At 70.3% G+C, this 15,884-nt stretch carries 9 protein-coding genes; 6 read left to right on the top strand and 3 right to left on the bottom strand.

The features are described 5' to 3' along the window. Positions 1–94: 94 nt before the first annotated feature. Entirely contained in the window at positions 95–4,573 is a 4,479-nt protein-coding gene (locus tag IPJ17_03040; GenBank protein ID QQR74581.1) for a hypothetical protein, read from the top strand. Positions 4,574–4,589: 16 nt separating this feature from the next. Here IPJ17_03040 and IPJ17_03045 read toward each other — a convergent pair whose 3' ends face one another. The 3 genes from IPJ17_03045 to IPJ17_03055 all read right to left on the bottom strand — a co-directional run bounded on the left by IPJ17_03045 (position 4,590) and on the right by IPJ17_03055 (position 8,003). Next, the gene (locus tag IPJ17_03045; protein QQR74582.1) at positions 4,590–6,068 is read right to left on the bottom strand and encodes a CSLREA domain-containing protein; all 1,479 of its coding nucleotides are present in this window, start codon (positions 6,066–6,068) and stop codon (positions 4,590–4,592) included. A gap of 82 nt (positions 6,069–6,150) precedes the next feature. Further along, complete coding sequence (locus tag IPJ17_03050; protein QQR74583.1) at positions 6,151–7,479, bottom strand: PhoH family protein; 1,329 nt, start codon at positions 7,477–7,479, stop codon at positions 6,151–6,153. A gap of 2 nt (positions 7,480–7,481) precedes the next feature. Beyond that, entirely contained in the window at positions 7,482–8,003 is a 522-nt protein-coding gene (locus IPJ17_03055) for a hypothetical protein (protein QQR74584.1), read from the bottom strand. Between the two features lie 196 nt (positions 8,004–8,199). Between IPJ17_03055 and IPJ17_03060 the strand changes: the two genes are divergently transcribed. The 5 genes from IPJ17_03060 (at position 8,200) to cydB (ending at position 15,752) form a co-directional block, all read left to right on the top strand. Further along, a complete protein-coding gene (locus IPJ17_03060) occupies positions 8,200–9,468 on the top strand; it encodes a hypothetical protein (GenBank protein ID QQR74585.1) in 1,269 nt (422 codons plus the stop codon). Between the two features lie 444 nt (positions 9,469–9,912). Next, the gene (locus IPJ17_03065; protein ID QQR74586.1) at positions 9,913–11,238 is read left to right on the top strand and encodes an amidohydrolase; all 1,326 of its coding nucleotides are present in this window, start codon (positions 9,913–9,915) and stop codon (positions 11,236–11,238) included. Positions 11,239–11,654: 416 nt separating this feature from the next. Further along, positions 11,655–13,055, top strand: a complete 1,401-nt coding sequence (locus IPJ17_03070; protein QQR74587.1) for a hypothetical protein — start codon at positions 11,655–11,657, stop codon at positions 13,053–13,055. Positions 13,056–13,339: 284 nt separating this feature from the next. Continuing rightward, positions 13,340–14,695, top strand: a complete 1,356-nt coding sequence (locus IPJ17_03075) for a cytochrome ubiquinol oxidase subunit I (protein ID QQR74588.1) — start codon at positions 13,340–13,342, stop codon at positions 14,693–14,695. Between the two features lie 10 nt (positions 14,696–14,705). After that, positions 14,706–15,752: a cytochrome d ubiquinol oxidase subunit II gene (gene cydB / locus IPJ17_03080; GenBank protein ID QQR74589.1), complete on the top strand. Its 1,047-nt coding sequence runs from the start codon at positions 14,706–14,708 to the stop codon at positions 15,750–15,752. The last annotated feature ends 132 nt before the right edge of the window (positions 15,753–15,884 follow it).

Consider the following 15,884-nt stretch of genomic DNA (forward strand, 5'->3'; position numbering starts at 1 on the left):
TCCGCCCGGTTCCTGCGCGTTTCCTGGTCAGGGAGGGGTTCGCGGACCGGTGGATGGGTCGCCCGGCACGACGGACCTCGCAAGGGGAGCCGTCATGTCGTTCTCGCGTGCCATCCGTCGTTCCGCCGTCCAGGCCCTGACCGGCCTTGTCGCCGCCTTCGCTCTCTCGCCGCCGGCGGGAGCCGCTCCGGCGACGTCCGCGCGGCATCTCGAGCTGCCGCTCGCCTTCGAGCGGAACCTGGGGCAGAGCGCGCCCGAGGTCGACTTCCTGGCCCGTGGGCCGGGCTACACCCTCTTTCTCGCCGGGGGTGAAGCGGTCTTCGCCTTCCAGGGCGCCGGCGATCGCGGCACCTGCGCGTTGACCATGCGCTTCGAAGGTGCACAGCCGTTCGCCCCGGCTTTCGGCGAGCAGTTGCTCGCCGGCAAGAGTCGCTACATCCACCTCGACGGCTCGCCGCGCACCAGTGGCGAGGCCGACCACTTCGGGCGTGTGCGCTACACCGACCTGCTCGACGGCGTCGACCTGCTCTTCTACGGCCGCGAAGGTCAGCTCGAATACGACCTCGAGCTCGCACCTGGCCAGAGCGCCACGCCACCGGTGCTCGAGCTCGACGGGGCGAGCGACCTCTCGGTCGGCAGCGCGGGCGAGCTGCGCATCGGCGTCTGCGGCACCGAGGTGGTCTTCCAGCCGCCGGTGGCGTTCCAGGAAGCGGCGGCGGGGCGGCGAACGGTGACCGCCGACTATCGAATGCTGCCGGGCGGGCGCGCCACGTTCGTCCTCGGCGACCACGACCCGGCTCTGCCGCTGGTCATCGACCCGGTCTTCTCCTACTCGACCTGCCTGGCCGGCACCGCCGACGACGCCGCCTACGACCTGGCCGTCGACGCGACCGGCGCGATCTACGTCGTCGGCACGACGACCTCGGCCGACTTTCCGACGCGCAACCCGATCCACGGGTACGGCGGCGGGGAGGAGGTCTTCGTTTCGAAGCTCAACGCCGACGGGAGCGATCTCGTCTACTCCACCTACGCCGGCAACAACGCCGACCATCAGTCTGCTTCCGGGGTGGCAGTGAGCTCCGCGGGCGAGGCGTTCGTCACCGGCTCGACCTGCCCGGCGGACTACTCGCCCTGTCAGGCCTACCTCATGAAGCTCAGTGCCACCGGCGGATTCGCCTTCTCCAGCATCTTCGGTGGCAGCTACCACGACCGGGGCGCCGAAGTGGCGATCGACACCAGCGGCAACGCGGTCGTGGTCGGCACGACCGGGTCCAGCGACTTCCCGGTGCTCAATGCGGTGCAGCCCACCATCGGTGGCATGAACGACGCGTTCGTGCGCCGCTACTCGTCGACCGGCACCCTCCTCTCTTCCACCTACCTCGGTGGACCGCGCGACCAGCAGGCCTACGCCGTGGCGCTCGGGCCGAACAACGCGATCTACGTCGGTGGGCGCTCGGACGACAACGACTGGGCCGGGGATGCCTTCGTCACGAAGCTCAACGCCGCCGCCTCGAGCGTCGTCTACAGCCGGACGTTCGGCGGCAGCGGCGCCGACTACGGATTCGATCTCGCCGTCGACGCCGGCAGCCGCGCCTACCTCGTCGGCACCTCCCAATCCGGGGACTTTCCAGTCACCGGCAATGCCATCTTCCCGACCTGGGGAGGGTACTGGGACGGGTTTCTCACCATCCTCGACTCGGCCGGCTCGGCGTCGTTCGTCGCTTCGACTTACCTGGGAGCCGACTACCTGATCGACGCCGAAGGCGTGGCCCTGGGACCGCAGGGAGAGGTCTACATCACGGGCACGGATGGCGGCGGGTCGGCGGACGTCTTTCTCCTGAAGATCGCCAACACCTTCACCTCGATCATCTATTCGGTCCATCTTGGCAACACCGGCTACGAGGACTCGGGCCAGGCGGTCCGTGTCGATTCCACGGGCGCGGCCTACGTCGTCGGCCGCAGCCTCTCCGGCGAGTTCTTCCCCTCGACGCCGGGCGCCTTCCAGGCCTGCATCACCGGTGGCAGCAATGGCTTCGCCGCCAAGGTGGTCGACGGCACGCCGGCACTCTCGGTGGGCAACGTCTCGGTGACCGAGGGGAACGCGGGAACGACCGTCGCAAGCTTCCCGGTCACGCTGAGCGCCGCCCCGCTCGGAGACGTCACCTACTCCTGGGCCACCGCCAACGGCACCGCGACCACGCCGGCGGACTACGAGGCCAGCAGCGGCACCGGCGCCTGGATCGGAGCCGGACAGACCAGCGGCACGATCGAGGTCAACGTCGTCGGCGACACCCTCGACGAGGCCAACGAGACCTTCCTGCTCAACGTCTCGAGCGTCGTCGGCGCCACCGTGGCCGACAGCCAGGGGCAGGCCACGATCCTCGACGACGATGCGGCCCCGACGCTCTCCGTCTCGAACTGCACGGTGACCGAAGGCAATGCCGGGACCGTCAACTGCGCCTTCTCCGTGAGCCTGTCGGCCAGTTCTGCCCAGACGATCACGGTCTCTCGCGCCACGGCCAACGGCACGGCCGTCGCCCCCGGCGACTACACCGCGCTCGCCGCGGCGACGCTCACCTTCAACCCCGGCGAGACCGCGAAGGTCGTCAACGTCGCCGTCGTCGGCGACACGCTGGACGAAGCCAACGAGACCTTCTCGCTCAACCTCTCGTCGCCCGTCAACGCCACGATCGCCGACGGAACGGGCATCGGGACGATCACCGACGACGACGCGACGCCGACCCTCTCCGTCTCCGACTGCACCGTCACCGAGGGCAACTCCGGCACGGTCAACTGTGCCTTCACCGTCTCGCTCTCGGCGGCTTCCGGACAGAGCGTCACCGTCTCGCGAACGACCGCCAACGGCACGGCGACCGCCCCCGGCGACTACACGGCCCTCGCCGCGGCGACGATCACTTTCAATCCCGGCGAGACCTCGAAGGTGGTCAACGTCGCCGTCGCCGGCGACACGCTCGACGAGCCGAACGAGACCTTCACGCTGAACCTCTCGTCGCCCGTCAACGCCACGATCGCCGACGGAACGGGCATCGGGACGATCACCGACGACGACGCGACGCCGACCCTCTCCGTCTCCGACTGCACCGTCACCGAGGGCAACTCCGGCACGGTCAACTGTGCCTTCACCGTCTCGCTCTCGGCGGCTTCGGGACAGACGGTGACCGTCTCGCGTGCCACCGCCAACGGCACCGCCGTCGCCCCCGGTGACTACACGGCCCTCGCCGCGGCGACGCTGACCTTCACCGCCGGCCAAACGTCCCAGGTCGTCAACGTCGCCGTCGCCGGCGACACGCTCGACGAGCCGAACGAGACCTTCACGCTGAACCTCTCGACGCCCGTCAACGCCACGATCCTCGACGGCACGGGAGTCGGCACGATCACCGACGACGACGCAGCACCGACCCTCTCCGTCTCCGACTGCACCGTCACCGAGGGCAACTTCGGCACGGTCAACTGTGCCTTCACCGTCTCGCTCTCGGCGGCTTCGGGTCAGACGGTGACCGTCTCGCGTGCCACCGCCAACGGCACCGCCGTCGCCCCCGGCGACTACACGGCCCTCGCCGCGGCGACGATCACTTTCAATCCCGGCGAGACCTCGAAGGTGGTCAACGTCGCGGTCGCCGGCGACACGCTCGACGAGCCGAACGAGACCTTCACGCTGAACCTCTCGACGCCCGTCAACGCCACGATCCTCGACGGCACGGGAGTCGGCACGATCACCGACGACGACGCAGCACCGACGCTCTCCGTCTCCGACTGCACCGTCACCGAGGGCAACTCCGGCACGGTCAACTGTGCCTTCACCGTCTCGCTCTCCGTGGCTTCCGGACAGAGCGTCACCGTCTCGCGAACGACCGCCAACGGCACGGCGACCGCCCCCGGTGACTACTCGGCCCTCGCCGCGGCGACGCTGACCTTCACCGCCGGCCAAACGTCCCAGGTCGTCAACGTCGCCGTCGCCGGCGACACCCTCGAGGAGGCGAACGAGACCTTCACGCTCAACCTTTCGTCGCCGACCAACGCGACGATCACCGATGCCCTCGGGACCGGCACGATCACCGACGACGACGCGTTGCAGATCTCCGAGGACGGCTTCGAGTCCGGCGACCTCTCCGGCTGGGACGCCGGCCGCGGCGCGCTCGAAGCGCTCCCGGAGCTCGACGACAGCGCGCTCGACGCGCTCGGCGCCCGCTCCTCGCTCGCTCTGCCGCTTCCCGGCTGGGTGAGCGACGGGATCGGCGAGGCGGTCTACGCGCCGGTCGACCTCTTCGGCGAAGCGCCGGCGACCCAGGGAACCTCGTCGGTCGCCCTCCTCGCCGAATCGGATGGCGCCGAGATCGCCCGCCTGGCGCTCGGACGGGGTGGAGCGATCGGCTCGCTGCGGGTGCGACTGTCGCTCGGCCGCGACACCTGGTGCCGCACCGCGGTGGCGACCACCGAGGCCGTGCCGGAGCCGGTCGTCCGAGTGCGCCGGCTCCCGTCCGGCGCCTGGGAGCTCGAGTACGGACAGGCGCGATTCGAGCTGCCGGCCGATTGCTCGGTGCGCGCGGAGTAGCGGCTGGCCGTCGGCCTCAGGGCGATTCGGCGCTCCAGAGGAGCGTGGCGGCGACCTCGAAGCCATTGCCGAACAGCGCGTTCTCCACCGCGGCGTCGGCGCTCCGCTCGTGGGCGCCGATGTCGCAGCCGTCGCTCCCCGGCCCATCGACGACGGTATCGACGTCGAACGGGCGGAGCCGGGTGGCCGCGCTTCCCGCGTCCCGCTGGTCGCCAGGAGACCCCGGGCAGTAGCCGTGGTCGATCGCCGGCGACGGCGGGTCGAGGCGAGGTCGCAGGCTCGGCGTCGCGCCGCCATAGAGGGCCAGGGAGTTGAGGGCCGGGGCAAGGGGCGCGGCTTCGGTGCCGACGTAGTCTGCGGCGAGGTTCGGCGAGCCGGGGACGAAGCGGGTGGTGACGCCGGCGTTCGAGCCGATCAGGTTGAAGCCAAGGCTGACCGTCGCGATCTCGGGCTCTCCCGCCAGGACGGCGAAGTCAGGCAGAACGATGGCCCCGTTGTCGGCGTTGTCGGCGACGATCGAGTTGCGTAGCTCGAGGCGGCTGCAGACCGGGTTGCCGCAGCTGTCGCCGGAGAAGGCGATGCCGCCGCCATCGTCGCTCGAGCCCGTCGCATCGATGTCGGCGGTGTTGCGCGCGATCGTCGAATCGTGAACCACCGCCTCCGCGAAGGACCCGAGCGTCAAGGGGGTGTACAGAGAGAGCCCTCCGCCGCGGGCGTACGCCGAGTTCCGCGCCACGGTGCTACGAGTGAGGGTGAGCTTCGCGTTGTTGATCATCAGGCCGCCGCCGGAACCGTTGACGTGCGCCGCCACGTTGTCCGTCAGCGCCGAGCGGTCGACCGCGAGCTCGGCGCCTGCATGCACCAGCACCCCGCCGCCCCCGGCCGGCCCGAGCGCGATGTTCCCGGAGAGCCAACAGTCGTCCAGCTCGGCGCGTGTCGCCCCGGCTACTCGGAGCGCGCCCCCTGAGTTGCTCGAGGTGTTCTCGAGGAAGACGACTCGAGCGAAGCGGCCGCTGCCGCCGTGGCCGAGGTCGACCGCGCCGCCGGACTCCGCGAGCCCGTGCGCGAGCGTCAGGTCTTCGACCCCGAGCCAGCCGTTCGGCGACACCGGCTCGAAGGCGAGCAGACGGAAGCTCCCCTGACCGTCGATGGTCAGCAGGTCCGCCCCGGGGCCGCGAAGCAGAAGGGTGTCGAGGACGAACGGAAGGCCTGCCGAGAGAGCGATCGTCGCCGGCGTAGCGACCGAAAACACGATCCGATCCGGCCCGGCTCCCGCCGGGCAGCCATGGTAGGCGGCGTCGGTGTTGGCGGCAAGGATGGCCTCGCGCAGCGTGCACTGGCCGTCGTCGACGTCGGTGTCCGCGGCGAGGGTCACCGGGATCGTCGCGCCGGCGAGCGGCGCGGCGAGCATCCCGATCAGGGCCGCCACAAGGCGGCCGATCAGTCTCGGGCGGAAGGGTCGTGGGAGCGCACTCCGGGCGAACACAGGGCTCATCGGGCAGATCCTCCTGCCCCGGATGGCGCCATCACGGCGCCGCAGCGGACATCGTCCCGCGCGGCGGTTGGGGGCGACGCCCCTAGAGCAGCTTGCTCGCCAGGTTGGCGAGCTCGGAGCGCTCGCCCTTGTCGAGGTTCACGTGGGCGTAAAGGTGCTGGCCCTGGATCCGGTCGATGAGGAAGGAGAGGCCGTTCGAGCGGGCGTCGAGGTAGGGGGTGTCGATCTGGAAGATGTCGCCGGCGAAGACCATCTTCGTCCCCTCGCCGGCGCGGGTGATGATCGTCCGCACCTCGTGCGGCGTCAGGTTCTGGGCCTCGTCGACGATGAACATGATGTTGGAGAAGCTCCGCCCGCGGATGTAGGCGAGCGGGGTGATGTGGAGCTTCTCCGACTCGACGAGCTCGTCGAGCTTCTTGAACTCGGCCGACTTCTCGTCGTACTGATGCTTGATGACGTTGAGGTTGTCCCACAACGGCTGCATGTAGGGACTGATCTTCGACTTGATGTCGCCGGGCAGGTAGCCGATGTCGCGGTTCGACAGCGGCACGAGCGGGCGAGCGAGGTAGATCTGGCGGAAGCGCCGCCGCTGCTCGAGCGCCCCGGCGAGGGCGAGCAGGGTCTTGCCCGTTCCCGCCTTGCCGGTGAGGGTGACCAGCGGCACGTCCGGGCTCATGATGGCGTGCAGCGCGAAGGTCTGTTCGGCGTTGCGCGGCTTGATGCCGTAGGCGCTCGCCTTGAGCACCCGCTCGAGGCGCTCGGTGGCCGGGTTGTAGCAGGCGAGCGCCGAGCTCTGGGCGCTGCGCAGGATGTAGTAGTGGTTCGCCACCGGGGCGGCGATGCCGGCGCTCTCGGCGGAGATCGCGCCGTGCTCGAAGAGGCTCTGGATCGCCGAGGCGTCGTCGAGCTCGAGCTCGGTGCGTCCGCGGTAGAGGTGCTCGAGGTCGTCGACGCCGACGCTCTCGTAGTCCTCGGCGCGCAGGTTGAGCGACCGGGCCTTGACCCTCAGGTTCATGTCCTTCGAGACCAGGATGACCTCGCGCCCCGGCTCGGCCTCGAGCAGCGCCAAGGTCGCGTTGAGGATGCGGTGGTCGTTCTTGCCGGAGCCGAAGACGCTGCGCGCGTCGAGCGTCGCCTTCTCCTCGGCGAGGACGCGGAAGCGGCCCATCTCGGAGCCGTCGAGCGGCACCCAGCGCGAGAGCATGTCGCTCTCGGAGATCTTGTCGAGCTGGCGGATGAACTCGCGCGCCTGCAGGTTGACGACGTTGTCGCCCTTCTTGAAGTGGTCGAGCTCCTCGAGCACGGTGATCGGCACCGCCACGTCGTGCTCTTCGAAGTTGTAGATCGCCGTGGCGTCGTAGAGGATGACCGAGGTGTCGAGGACGAAGATCTTGCGCGAATCGGCGCTCATGCTCACCCCTGGAGAGAAGGGTCTGCGGAATCGACCTCGAGGTCGCTCGCGGCGCCCACCGGCACGCCGAGGAGCGCGAGGTCGAGAAGGTCCTTCGGCCGCCCGGTGGCGCGCTTGTTCTTCACCAGCGCCTCCCAGGCGATGACCGGCACGTCGACGTCGGCGAGCCGCACCGTGGGATGGCCTTCCCAGCCTTCGGCGAAGGTGATCCCGGTGAGCTCGGTGTTGAGATCGATGCGCCAGGGCGGCTCGCCCATCTGCAGCAGGGCGCCGGGCACGGCGAGGAGCGTGAGGTCGAGCTCGCCGGTCGGCAGGCCGAAGTCGGCGAGCGCCATGGCGATGCGCGCCGCGTTCTCCGGCGACGGCTCGATGAAGAGGTCGAGATCCGCCGTGGCGCGCGGCGGGCCGTAGTAGGCGTGAGCGTGCGCACCGACGAGCAGGTAGCGCACCTCACGCGCCGCGAAGGCACGCAGCAGATCGAGGGCGTCCCTGTCCGGGAGGGGGGAGCTTTCCGGCGAGCTCATGGACACGGCGAGAGAGTTCGAAGACCCAGGCCACCCGCTCGGCGGGCGGCACGGTCTCCCAGAAAGCCCGGTCGCAGGTCGCGTCGTCACACGCTTCGAGAGTGGTCGCGCGCACGGTCCGGGGGCGGAGGGGCACGGGCTCATTCTAACGGCGCGAACCCTCCGCGATAGTGTGCTGCGCGACAGGAGCGCTCCCTTGCCCATCCTCCGTCGCTCGATCGTCTCCGCCGTCCTCCTCCTCGTCGCCGTCGGTGCCCGTGCCGAGGCTCCGCGCCTGCTCGGCTTCGTGCGTCTCGAAGGTCGCTCGTTCGATGCCACGCCCTCGTGGCTGGACTCCGGCTTCGGCAAGCTCGGCGGGGGCCGACGACCCACCGGGACCAGCGACCCGTCCGCCCTCGCCGAGGGACGGCTCGCTCTCGACTTCGAGCCGGCGGTCGGATGGCGACTCTTCGTCCACGGCGTGGCCCACACCGGCGACGCCGGCGCGAGCTCGGCGGGATCCGGGCTGCTCGAAGCGTTCGCCGAGCTCCACCGCGGTTTCGGCGAAGGCCACGAGCTCGCGCTGCGGGCCGGAGAGTTCTTCCTTCCCGCTTCGCGCGAGAACGTCGAGCCGCTCTGGAGCTCGCCGTACACGTTGACGCTCTCGGCGCTCAACACTTGGATCGGCGAGGAGGTGCGCCCGCTCGGGCTCGACGCCATCTGGTCGCGGACCTTCGCCGACGATCACCGCGTCGCCTTCGGCGCGACGCTCTTCGAAGGCAACGACACCGCGGGAGTGCTCCTCGCCTGGCGCGGCTTCGCGCTCCACGATCGCCCCACCCCGTTCGCCAGGTATCTCCCGCTGCCACCCTTTCCCGGAGCGGCCGAGCGCTTCCCGAGCCAGAGCCGGCACGGCACGCAGCCGTTCCAACGCGACCTCGACGGCCGACCGGGGTTTGCCGGCCGCGCAGTCTGGTCGGCACCCGACCTCGGAGCCGGCGGGCTGCGACTCCAGGCGACCTCCTGGCGCAATCGCGGCGACCGCGCGCTGCACGGCGACGAGTACGCGTGGGACACGGGATTCGACTGGCTCGGCCTCGACGCCGGTCTGCCCGGCGGCCTTCGTCTGGTGACGGAGTGGGGCCACGGCACGAGCCGCATGGGCGCCCCTTCCGGCGTGGCGCGCGCGCAGGTCGACATCGCCTTCACGGCCTTCTATGCGCTCCTGACGCGCGAGTGGGGACCGACGCGCTGTACGGTCCGCTACGACCGCTTCACCGTTCGCGACGAAGACCGCCTCCCGCTCGACGACAACCGCGAGCACGGCTCCGGCTGGACCGCCGCCGCGCTCGTGCGACTCGGCGAGCGCTGGCGAGTGGCCGTGGAGGTCCTCGACCTTGAGGCCGAGCGCCCCGCCGCCGCGCGGGTCGGCGCACCGGAACCTTCCGGTCGCTCGCTGCGGTCGGAGCTTCGTTTCACCTTCTGATTCCAAACTCGGCGAGAGGTCATCCCGGGCGAGCACGGAAGCGGGAAGTCTGCTGAACGGGACCCACGGGGGCGCGCCCGCCCGGGTCGGCGATGTCTTCTCCTCCTCGGGACCCGTCGCTTTTCCGGCCGTCCCATCGACGGGCTCCCCGCCCAACCCCCGATGGTCGATGGGCCCCTCCGGAGATGCGCCACCCGCTCCGGAGAAGACACCTCCGACCCTGCCCCCACCGTCGCTGCTCGAGGGCTCCATCGGGCGGGGGGCCGCGGGTGGCCGGACGGAGGGCTCCCGTCCCCGCGCGCAGCACGGATCGGGAACTGCGGCCGACTCATGGAACGTTGTCCCGGGCGAGCACGGAGACGGGAAGCCGGCCGGACAGGACCCGCGGCGGGGGAGTCGTCGCGGCGACCGGTACAATGCGACCCCACCCGAGGAGACCTTCGCATGCGCCGAACGCTCGCCACGCTGCTCTGTTCCGCTCCGTTCCTCCTCACCGGGAGCATTCACGCCCTCGAGCCCTCTCCGCTCGGCACCGCGATCGACCAGCGCGCCGCCGCGGTCGAGGCACGCGTCGTCGAGTGGCGCCGCTACCTGCACGCGCACCCCGAGCTCTCCGACCAGGAGGTCGAGACCGCGGCGTTCGTCGCCGCGCGCCTCCGCGAGATGGGACTCTCGCCACGCACCGGTGTGGCGCGCCACGGCGTCGTCGCGGTGATCGCAGGGGCGCTGCCCGGCCCGGTCGTCGCGCTGCGCGCCGACATGGACGCGCTGCCGGTGAAGGAAGAGGTCGACCTCCCTTTCGCCAGCCGCGTGATCAGCAACTACGAAGGCAAGAGCGTGCCGGTGATGCACGCCTGCGGCCACGACGCCCACACCGCCATGCTGCTCGGCGTCGCCGAAGTGCTCGCCGGGCTGCGTTCGCGGCTCCCGGGCAAGGTCGTCCTCCTCTTCCAGCCTGCCGAGGAGGGCGTTCCCGCCGATCGCGCGCCGGCCGGCGCCGAGCTGATGCTGCGCGAGGGGGTCCTCGACGAGCCGAAGGTCGAGGCGATCTTCGGGTTGCACGTCTTCGCCGGCGTGCCGACCGGCGAGCTGCTCTACCGCTCCGGACCGATGCTGGCCGCGGCCGATCGTTTCGAGATCGTCGTCGAAGGCCGCCAGGCGCACGGGTCGATGCCGTGGGACAGCATCGACCCGATCGTCACCGGCAGCGAGATCGTCACCGCATTGCAGACGCTCGTCTCCCGCCGTCTCGACCTGCGGCGCGAGCCGGCCGTGGTGACGGTCGGTCAGTTCGAGTCGGGCGTGCGCAACAACATCATTCCCGACCGCGCGCGGCTCGTCGGCACGATCCGCACCTTCGACGAGGGGATGCGCACCCAGGTCCACGCCGACCTCACGCTTCTCGCGACGAACATCGCCGCCGCGCACGGCGCCACCGCCAAGGTGACGATCGAGCCCGGCTACCCCGTGACCGTGAACGACCCCGCCCTCGCGGCACGTATGCGACCGACGCTCGATCGCGTCGCCCCCGGACACGTCGGCGAGAACCTGAAGATCATGGCCGCCGAGGACTTCTCCTTCTTCGCCCGCCACGTCCCCGGCCTCTTCCTCGATCTCGGCGTCACCCCCGCCGCCGACGTCAAGGGCGCCGCGAGCAACCACTCGCCGCGCTTCTTCGTCGACGAGGCCGCCCTCCCCACTGGCGTGCGCGCCCTGGCGCACCTGGCTGCGGACTATCTCAGCGGCGCGAACGCCGCGGCGCGCAAGTAGCCACGGGCCGGACCGCCGCGGCCCGGCCCGGCGAGTCGCGCTGCGCAAGCGGAGCGCACCCGCCGACCGCAGCCATCCCTTCGACGGCGAGGCCGCGGGCGTCGTCGGGCAGGCGACCGAGCCGAGCGCTCCGTGGCCACAGCAGAGGCGTTGCTTCGGCTCCCGGGCGATCCCGCTGAAGACGGCGACCGCTCGGAGATCGATCCGGCGTTGAAAAGCGTTGTTCGCTTCGCCGCGCCGTGCGCGTTTGGATGATCGAGCGCTTCTTCTGACCGCTACTCGAGAAGCGTGGCCCCCGCACCCACCCGGAGGGCCACGACGCCGCGGGTGTTCCCGGCGTTCAGCTCACCGCTCTCGGCTTCGGCCGAGCCGATCTCGACACGGCTTCCCGCCAGGAATCCGCGGAGGTGCTCGCCATGGTTCCTCGTCTGTTCTGCTTCGGCCGCCGCTCGTCGGCCGCCCTCGCCCTCTTTGCCATCGGACTGATCGCGGCGGCGACCGACGTCACAGCCGATGGATCGCTCGACCCCGCCTTCCAGAGCGCGGGCCGCTACAGTCTGACGCTGTCGAACGACCCCGAGGAGTTTCTGGTCGGCGGGATCGGTCATGCCGCCGCACCGGAGCGGACCTTCATCGCCTACTCCTACTCGTTGGCCGGCGACGATTTCGACATCTTCTTGCGCTCCGTTCCAGACTCCGGACCGGGCGTCGAGTGCCCGATCCCGCCGCTCGACGGCGCCAGCCCGTACAACGAATTCGTCACCGACCTCGCCATGGGACCGGGCGGCAAGCCGACGATCGTGGGCTACCGCGATGGCCCGCTCGGCAACGCGGAGTACCAGGGCCTCGTTCTCCGCTACCTGCCGGACTGCACCCCCGACCCGACCTGGAACGGCGGCGCGCCGCTCATTCTCGATTTCGCTCAGCCGGTCACACCGGCGGCGGTCGCCTACCAGTCGGACGGCAAGGTGGTCGTCCTGTCGACCTACGGCAGCGGGAACGGGCGCGACCTCCTGGTGCAGCGCTTCACGGCGGCGGGCGTCCTCGATCCGACGTTCGCTGGCGGTGGCGGGGTGCTGTTCGACCCGCCGTTCGGAGGAGTCGGCCAGCCGGATTGGGCCGACGATCTCGCGATCGATCTCCAGGATCGCATCCTCGTTTCCGGCCGCCGGTTCGATGCTCTGACCGGCACGCCCACCATCTCGCGCTTCCTCGCTGGCGGAGCTCTCGATCTCGGCTTTCATCTCACGGGCTTCACTGCCCTTCCAGACGCCTACCCGAAGGGAAGCACCCAACTGGCGACGTTCGCGGACGGAAGCGTCCTGGCGGGCTTCGGACGACAACAGGCCGCAGCGGCCTTCGATTTCTACTTTCGGCGCATGCTGCCCGACGGGTTCAACGATCCGGACTTCGGCGTCAACGGCGAAACCGCGATGAGCCTGGGTGACGTGGCCGCCGAGAAGCACCTCACCGCAATGCAGGTGCTCGGTGATCGCACCGTTCTGCTGGTCGGAAGCATGGCGGCGCCCAACCGGTCGCACACCGACCTTCTGGTGGCACGCGTCCTCCCGACCGGAATCGACCCGCTCGATCCGAGCTTCGGCACGGGGGGATCGCTCCTCGTGCCGTTCGATCTCGGCTCCACGGACGCTCAGCGGGACGACCTCGGTCAGAGGGCGGCGTTCATCGGGGACGGACGCCTGCTCGTCGGCGGCGTCGCCGAGAACGACCAAGGCACCGCGCTCGCGGCGATCCGCCTCAAGCTCAACAGGATCTTCTCCGATGCGTTCGAGAGCGGCTCGACCGACGCCTGGTGAGATCTTCCGGCCGCTCGAGGCGATCGCGCGTCGACCGGCAACGGCGGATACCGCGGGAAGGTGTCGTTGCTGAACAGAAGGTCGAAACTGTCTTCGGCTTGCACGCCTTCTCCAGCGCCCGCAATATTTGCGCTGCCGGCGGCCTCGCCGGCGCGAAGGAGGCACGACCGGTACCGCACGAGGGACGGGGTCGCGGATCCGTTCTCGAGGATCGGTCGCGCGCTCCGACACGATCGGGAGGAGAATGACCTCGCGGCAGCCGTCGCTGCCCGGAGGTCTTCGCGTTGAGCGACCCACTGTTCTGGCATCGCCTGCAGTTCGGCTTCACCATCACGTATCACTACCTCTTCCCGCAACTCTCGATGGGGCTCGCGCTGCTCATCGTCGTCTTGAAGTCGATCGGCCTGCGCACCGGCAAGCCGGTGTGGGACGACGCCGCGCGCTTCTGGATCCGCATCTTCGGTCTCTCCTTCGCCATGGGGGTGGTGACCGGGATTCCGATGGAGTTCCAGTTCGGCACGAACTGGGCTGGCTTCTCGGCCAGGACCGGCGCCGTGATCGGACAGACGCTGGCGATGGAGGGGATCTTCGCCTTCTTCCTCGAGTCGAGCTTCCTTGCCCTGCTGGTCTGGGGGGAGCGCCGCCTCGGCCGCCGGCGGCACTTCCTCGCCGCCGTGGCGTTGTGGGTGGGAAGCTGGCTCTCCGGCTATTTCATCGTCACCACCAACGCCTTCATGCAGCACCCGGTCGGCTACGCGGTGGGCCCCGACGGCACCTTCGCCATCGCCGATCTCGGCGCCTATCTGCTCAACCCCTGGGGGCTCGCGCAGTACGCGCACACGATGATGGGCGCCACCGCCACCGGCGCCTTCGTCATGGCCGCTCTCGGCGCCTATTGGACACTGCGCGGCGAGCACGCGGCGGTCGCTCGCGTCTCGCTCGCCACCGGTGTCGGCGCGGCGCTCGTCGCCTCGCTTCTGGTAGCGATGCCGACCGGACACGAGCAGGGTCGCCTCGTCGCCGCTCACCAGCCAGTGACCCTCGCCGCGATGGAGGGCCGCTTCGCCAGCGGGACGCACGCGCCGCTCGCCATGATCGGCCAGCCGAATCTCGCGGCGCGCAAGCTCGACAACCCGATCGAGCTGCCGTCGGTCCTCTCCTTCATCGCCTACGGCGACTTCTCGGCGAACGTGCGCGGGCTCGACGCCTTCCCCGAAGGCGACTGGCCGACGAACATCGAGCTGCTCTACTACGCCTTCCACATCATGGTCGGGCTGGGGACCCTCCTCATCGCGCTCTCCGGGCTTGCCACACTCCTGCTCTGGCGCGGTCGACTGGCAACGAACCGGTGGCTCCTCTGGATCCTCGCCTTCACCTTCCCGTTCCCCTTCATCGCCAACACGGCCGGCTGGCTCACCGCCGAGCTCGGCCGACAGCCCTGGCTGGTCTACGGACTGATGCGCACCGCCGAGGGCGGCTCGCCGACGGTGCACGGCGGCACGACGCTCTTCACCACGCTGGGCTTCGCCGGTCTCTACCTCGTGCTCGGGCTGCTCTTCCTCTCGCTCGTTGCCCGCGAGGTCGGCCACGGCCCTCACCGTCCGCACGCCCTCGACGCTCCGGCGCCGGGCCAGAGCTGAGGAGCTCGCCATGCAAGCGCTCTGGTTCGCCTTCGCCGCGCTGACGCTCACCCTCTACGTCGTCCTCGACGGCTTCGACTTCGGAGCCGGCGCGGCGCATCTCTTCGTCGCCCGTGACGACCGCGAGCGACGGCAGGTGCTCGCCGCGATCGGCCCGTTCTGGGACGGCAACGAGGTCTGGCTGCTCGCCGGCGGCGGCGTGCTCTTCCTCGCCTTCCCCAAGGTCCTCGCCTCGGGGCTCTCCGGCTTCTACCTCGCGATCTTCCTCCTGCTCTGGACGCTCATCCTGCGCGGCATCGCCATCGAGCTCCGCTCGCACGTCGACGACCGGATGTGGCGCTCGTTCTGGGACGGCGCCTTCGCGCTCGCCTCGACGCTCGCCCCGGTACTCCTCGGCGCCGCGCTCGGCAACGTGCTGCGTGGCGTGCCGCTCGGTGCCGACGGCTACTTCGCGCTGCCGCTCTTCGACTCCTTCTCGCCCCGCGGCGCTCTCGGCATCCTCGACTGGTACACCCTGCTCGCCGGGGTGACCGCGCTCGCCGCAATCACCCATCACGGCGCGCTCTTTCTCGCCTGGAAGTGCGACGCCGCGGTGGCCGCGCGCAGCCGCGCGCTCGCCGCCCGGCTCTTCCCGGCGACGCTCGTCCTCTGGCTCGCCAGCTCGATCGCCACCGCGACGGTCGCCCCGGCGCTCGTCACCGGTTTCGCCGCGCGACCGCTCGCCTGGGTCTGCACGGCGATCTTCCTCGGCGGTCTGGCGACGAGCGCCATGGCACGGCGCCAGGGGAGCGACCTCACCGCCTTCCTCGGCTCGGCCGCCTTCCTCCTCGGCCTGCTCGCCGCGACCGCCGTCTCGCTCTACCCGACCTGGCTGCGCTCGACCCTCGACCCGGCCTTCTCGCTCACCGCGCAGAACGCCTCGTCCCCGCCCCGGGCGCTGGCCCTCGGTCTCCTCTGGTGGCCGGTCGGCCTGCTGCTGGCGATCGCCTATTTCGCCATCCTTCTCCGCATCCACCGCGGCCGCGTGCAGGCCGCAGCGGAGGGGGAGGGCTACTGAGGCGGGGGCGCTTCGGCACCAAGACGAATCGCGGCCTGGAGGCTCTCACGCGTGAGGTGAGGGAGCGACGCGAGAGGTTGTCGAACGGCTCGCAGTCGACGCCGGCTGTCGAGCGGGAGGTCGTCCGCCGCT

It is taken from the genome of Holophagales bacterium (genome assembly GCA_016699405.1).
Taxonomy (GTDB): Bacteria; Acidobacteriota; Thermoanaerobaculia; order Multivoradales; family JAGPDF01; genus JAAYLR01.

What these genes read in the sequence shown, in the direction of transcription:
- IPJ17_03040 (QQR74581.1), top strand. Translation starts at nt 95, where the DNA reads ATGTCGTTCTCGCGTGCCATCCGTCGTTCCGCCGTCCAGGCCCTGACC.
- IPJ17_03045 (QQR74582.1), bottom strand. Translation starts at nt 6,068, where the DNA reads ATGAGCCCTGTGTTCGCCCGGAGTGCGCTCCCACGACCCTTCCGCCCG.
- IPJ17_03050 (QQR74583.1), bottom strand. Translation starts at nt 7,479, where the DNA reads ATGAGCGCCGATTCGCGCAAGATCTTCGTCCTCGACACCTCGGTCATC.
- IPJ17_03055 (QQR74584.1), bottom strand. Translation starts at nt 8,003, where the DNA reads ATGAGCTCGCCGGAAAGCTCCCCCCTCCCGGACAGGGACGCCCTCGAT.
- IPJ17_03065 (QQR74586.1), top strand. Translation starts at nt 9,913, where the DNA reads ATGCGCCGAACGCTCGCCACGCTGCTCTGTTCCGCTCCGTTCCTCCTC.
- IPJ17_03070 (QQR74587.1), top strand. Translation starts at nt 11,655, where the DNA reads ATGGTTCCTCGTCTGTTCTGCTTCGGCCGCCGCTCGTCGGCCGCCCTC.
- cydB (QQR74589.1), top strand. Translation starts at nt 14,706, where the DNA reads ATGCAAGCGCTCTGGTTCGCCTTCGCCGCGCTGACGCTCACCCTCTAC.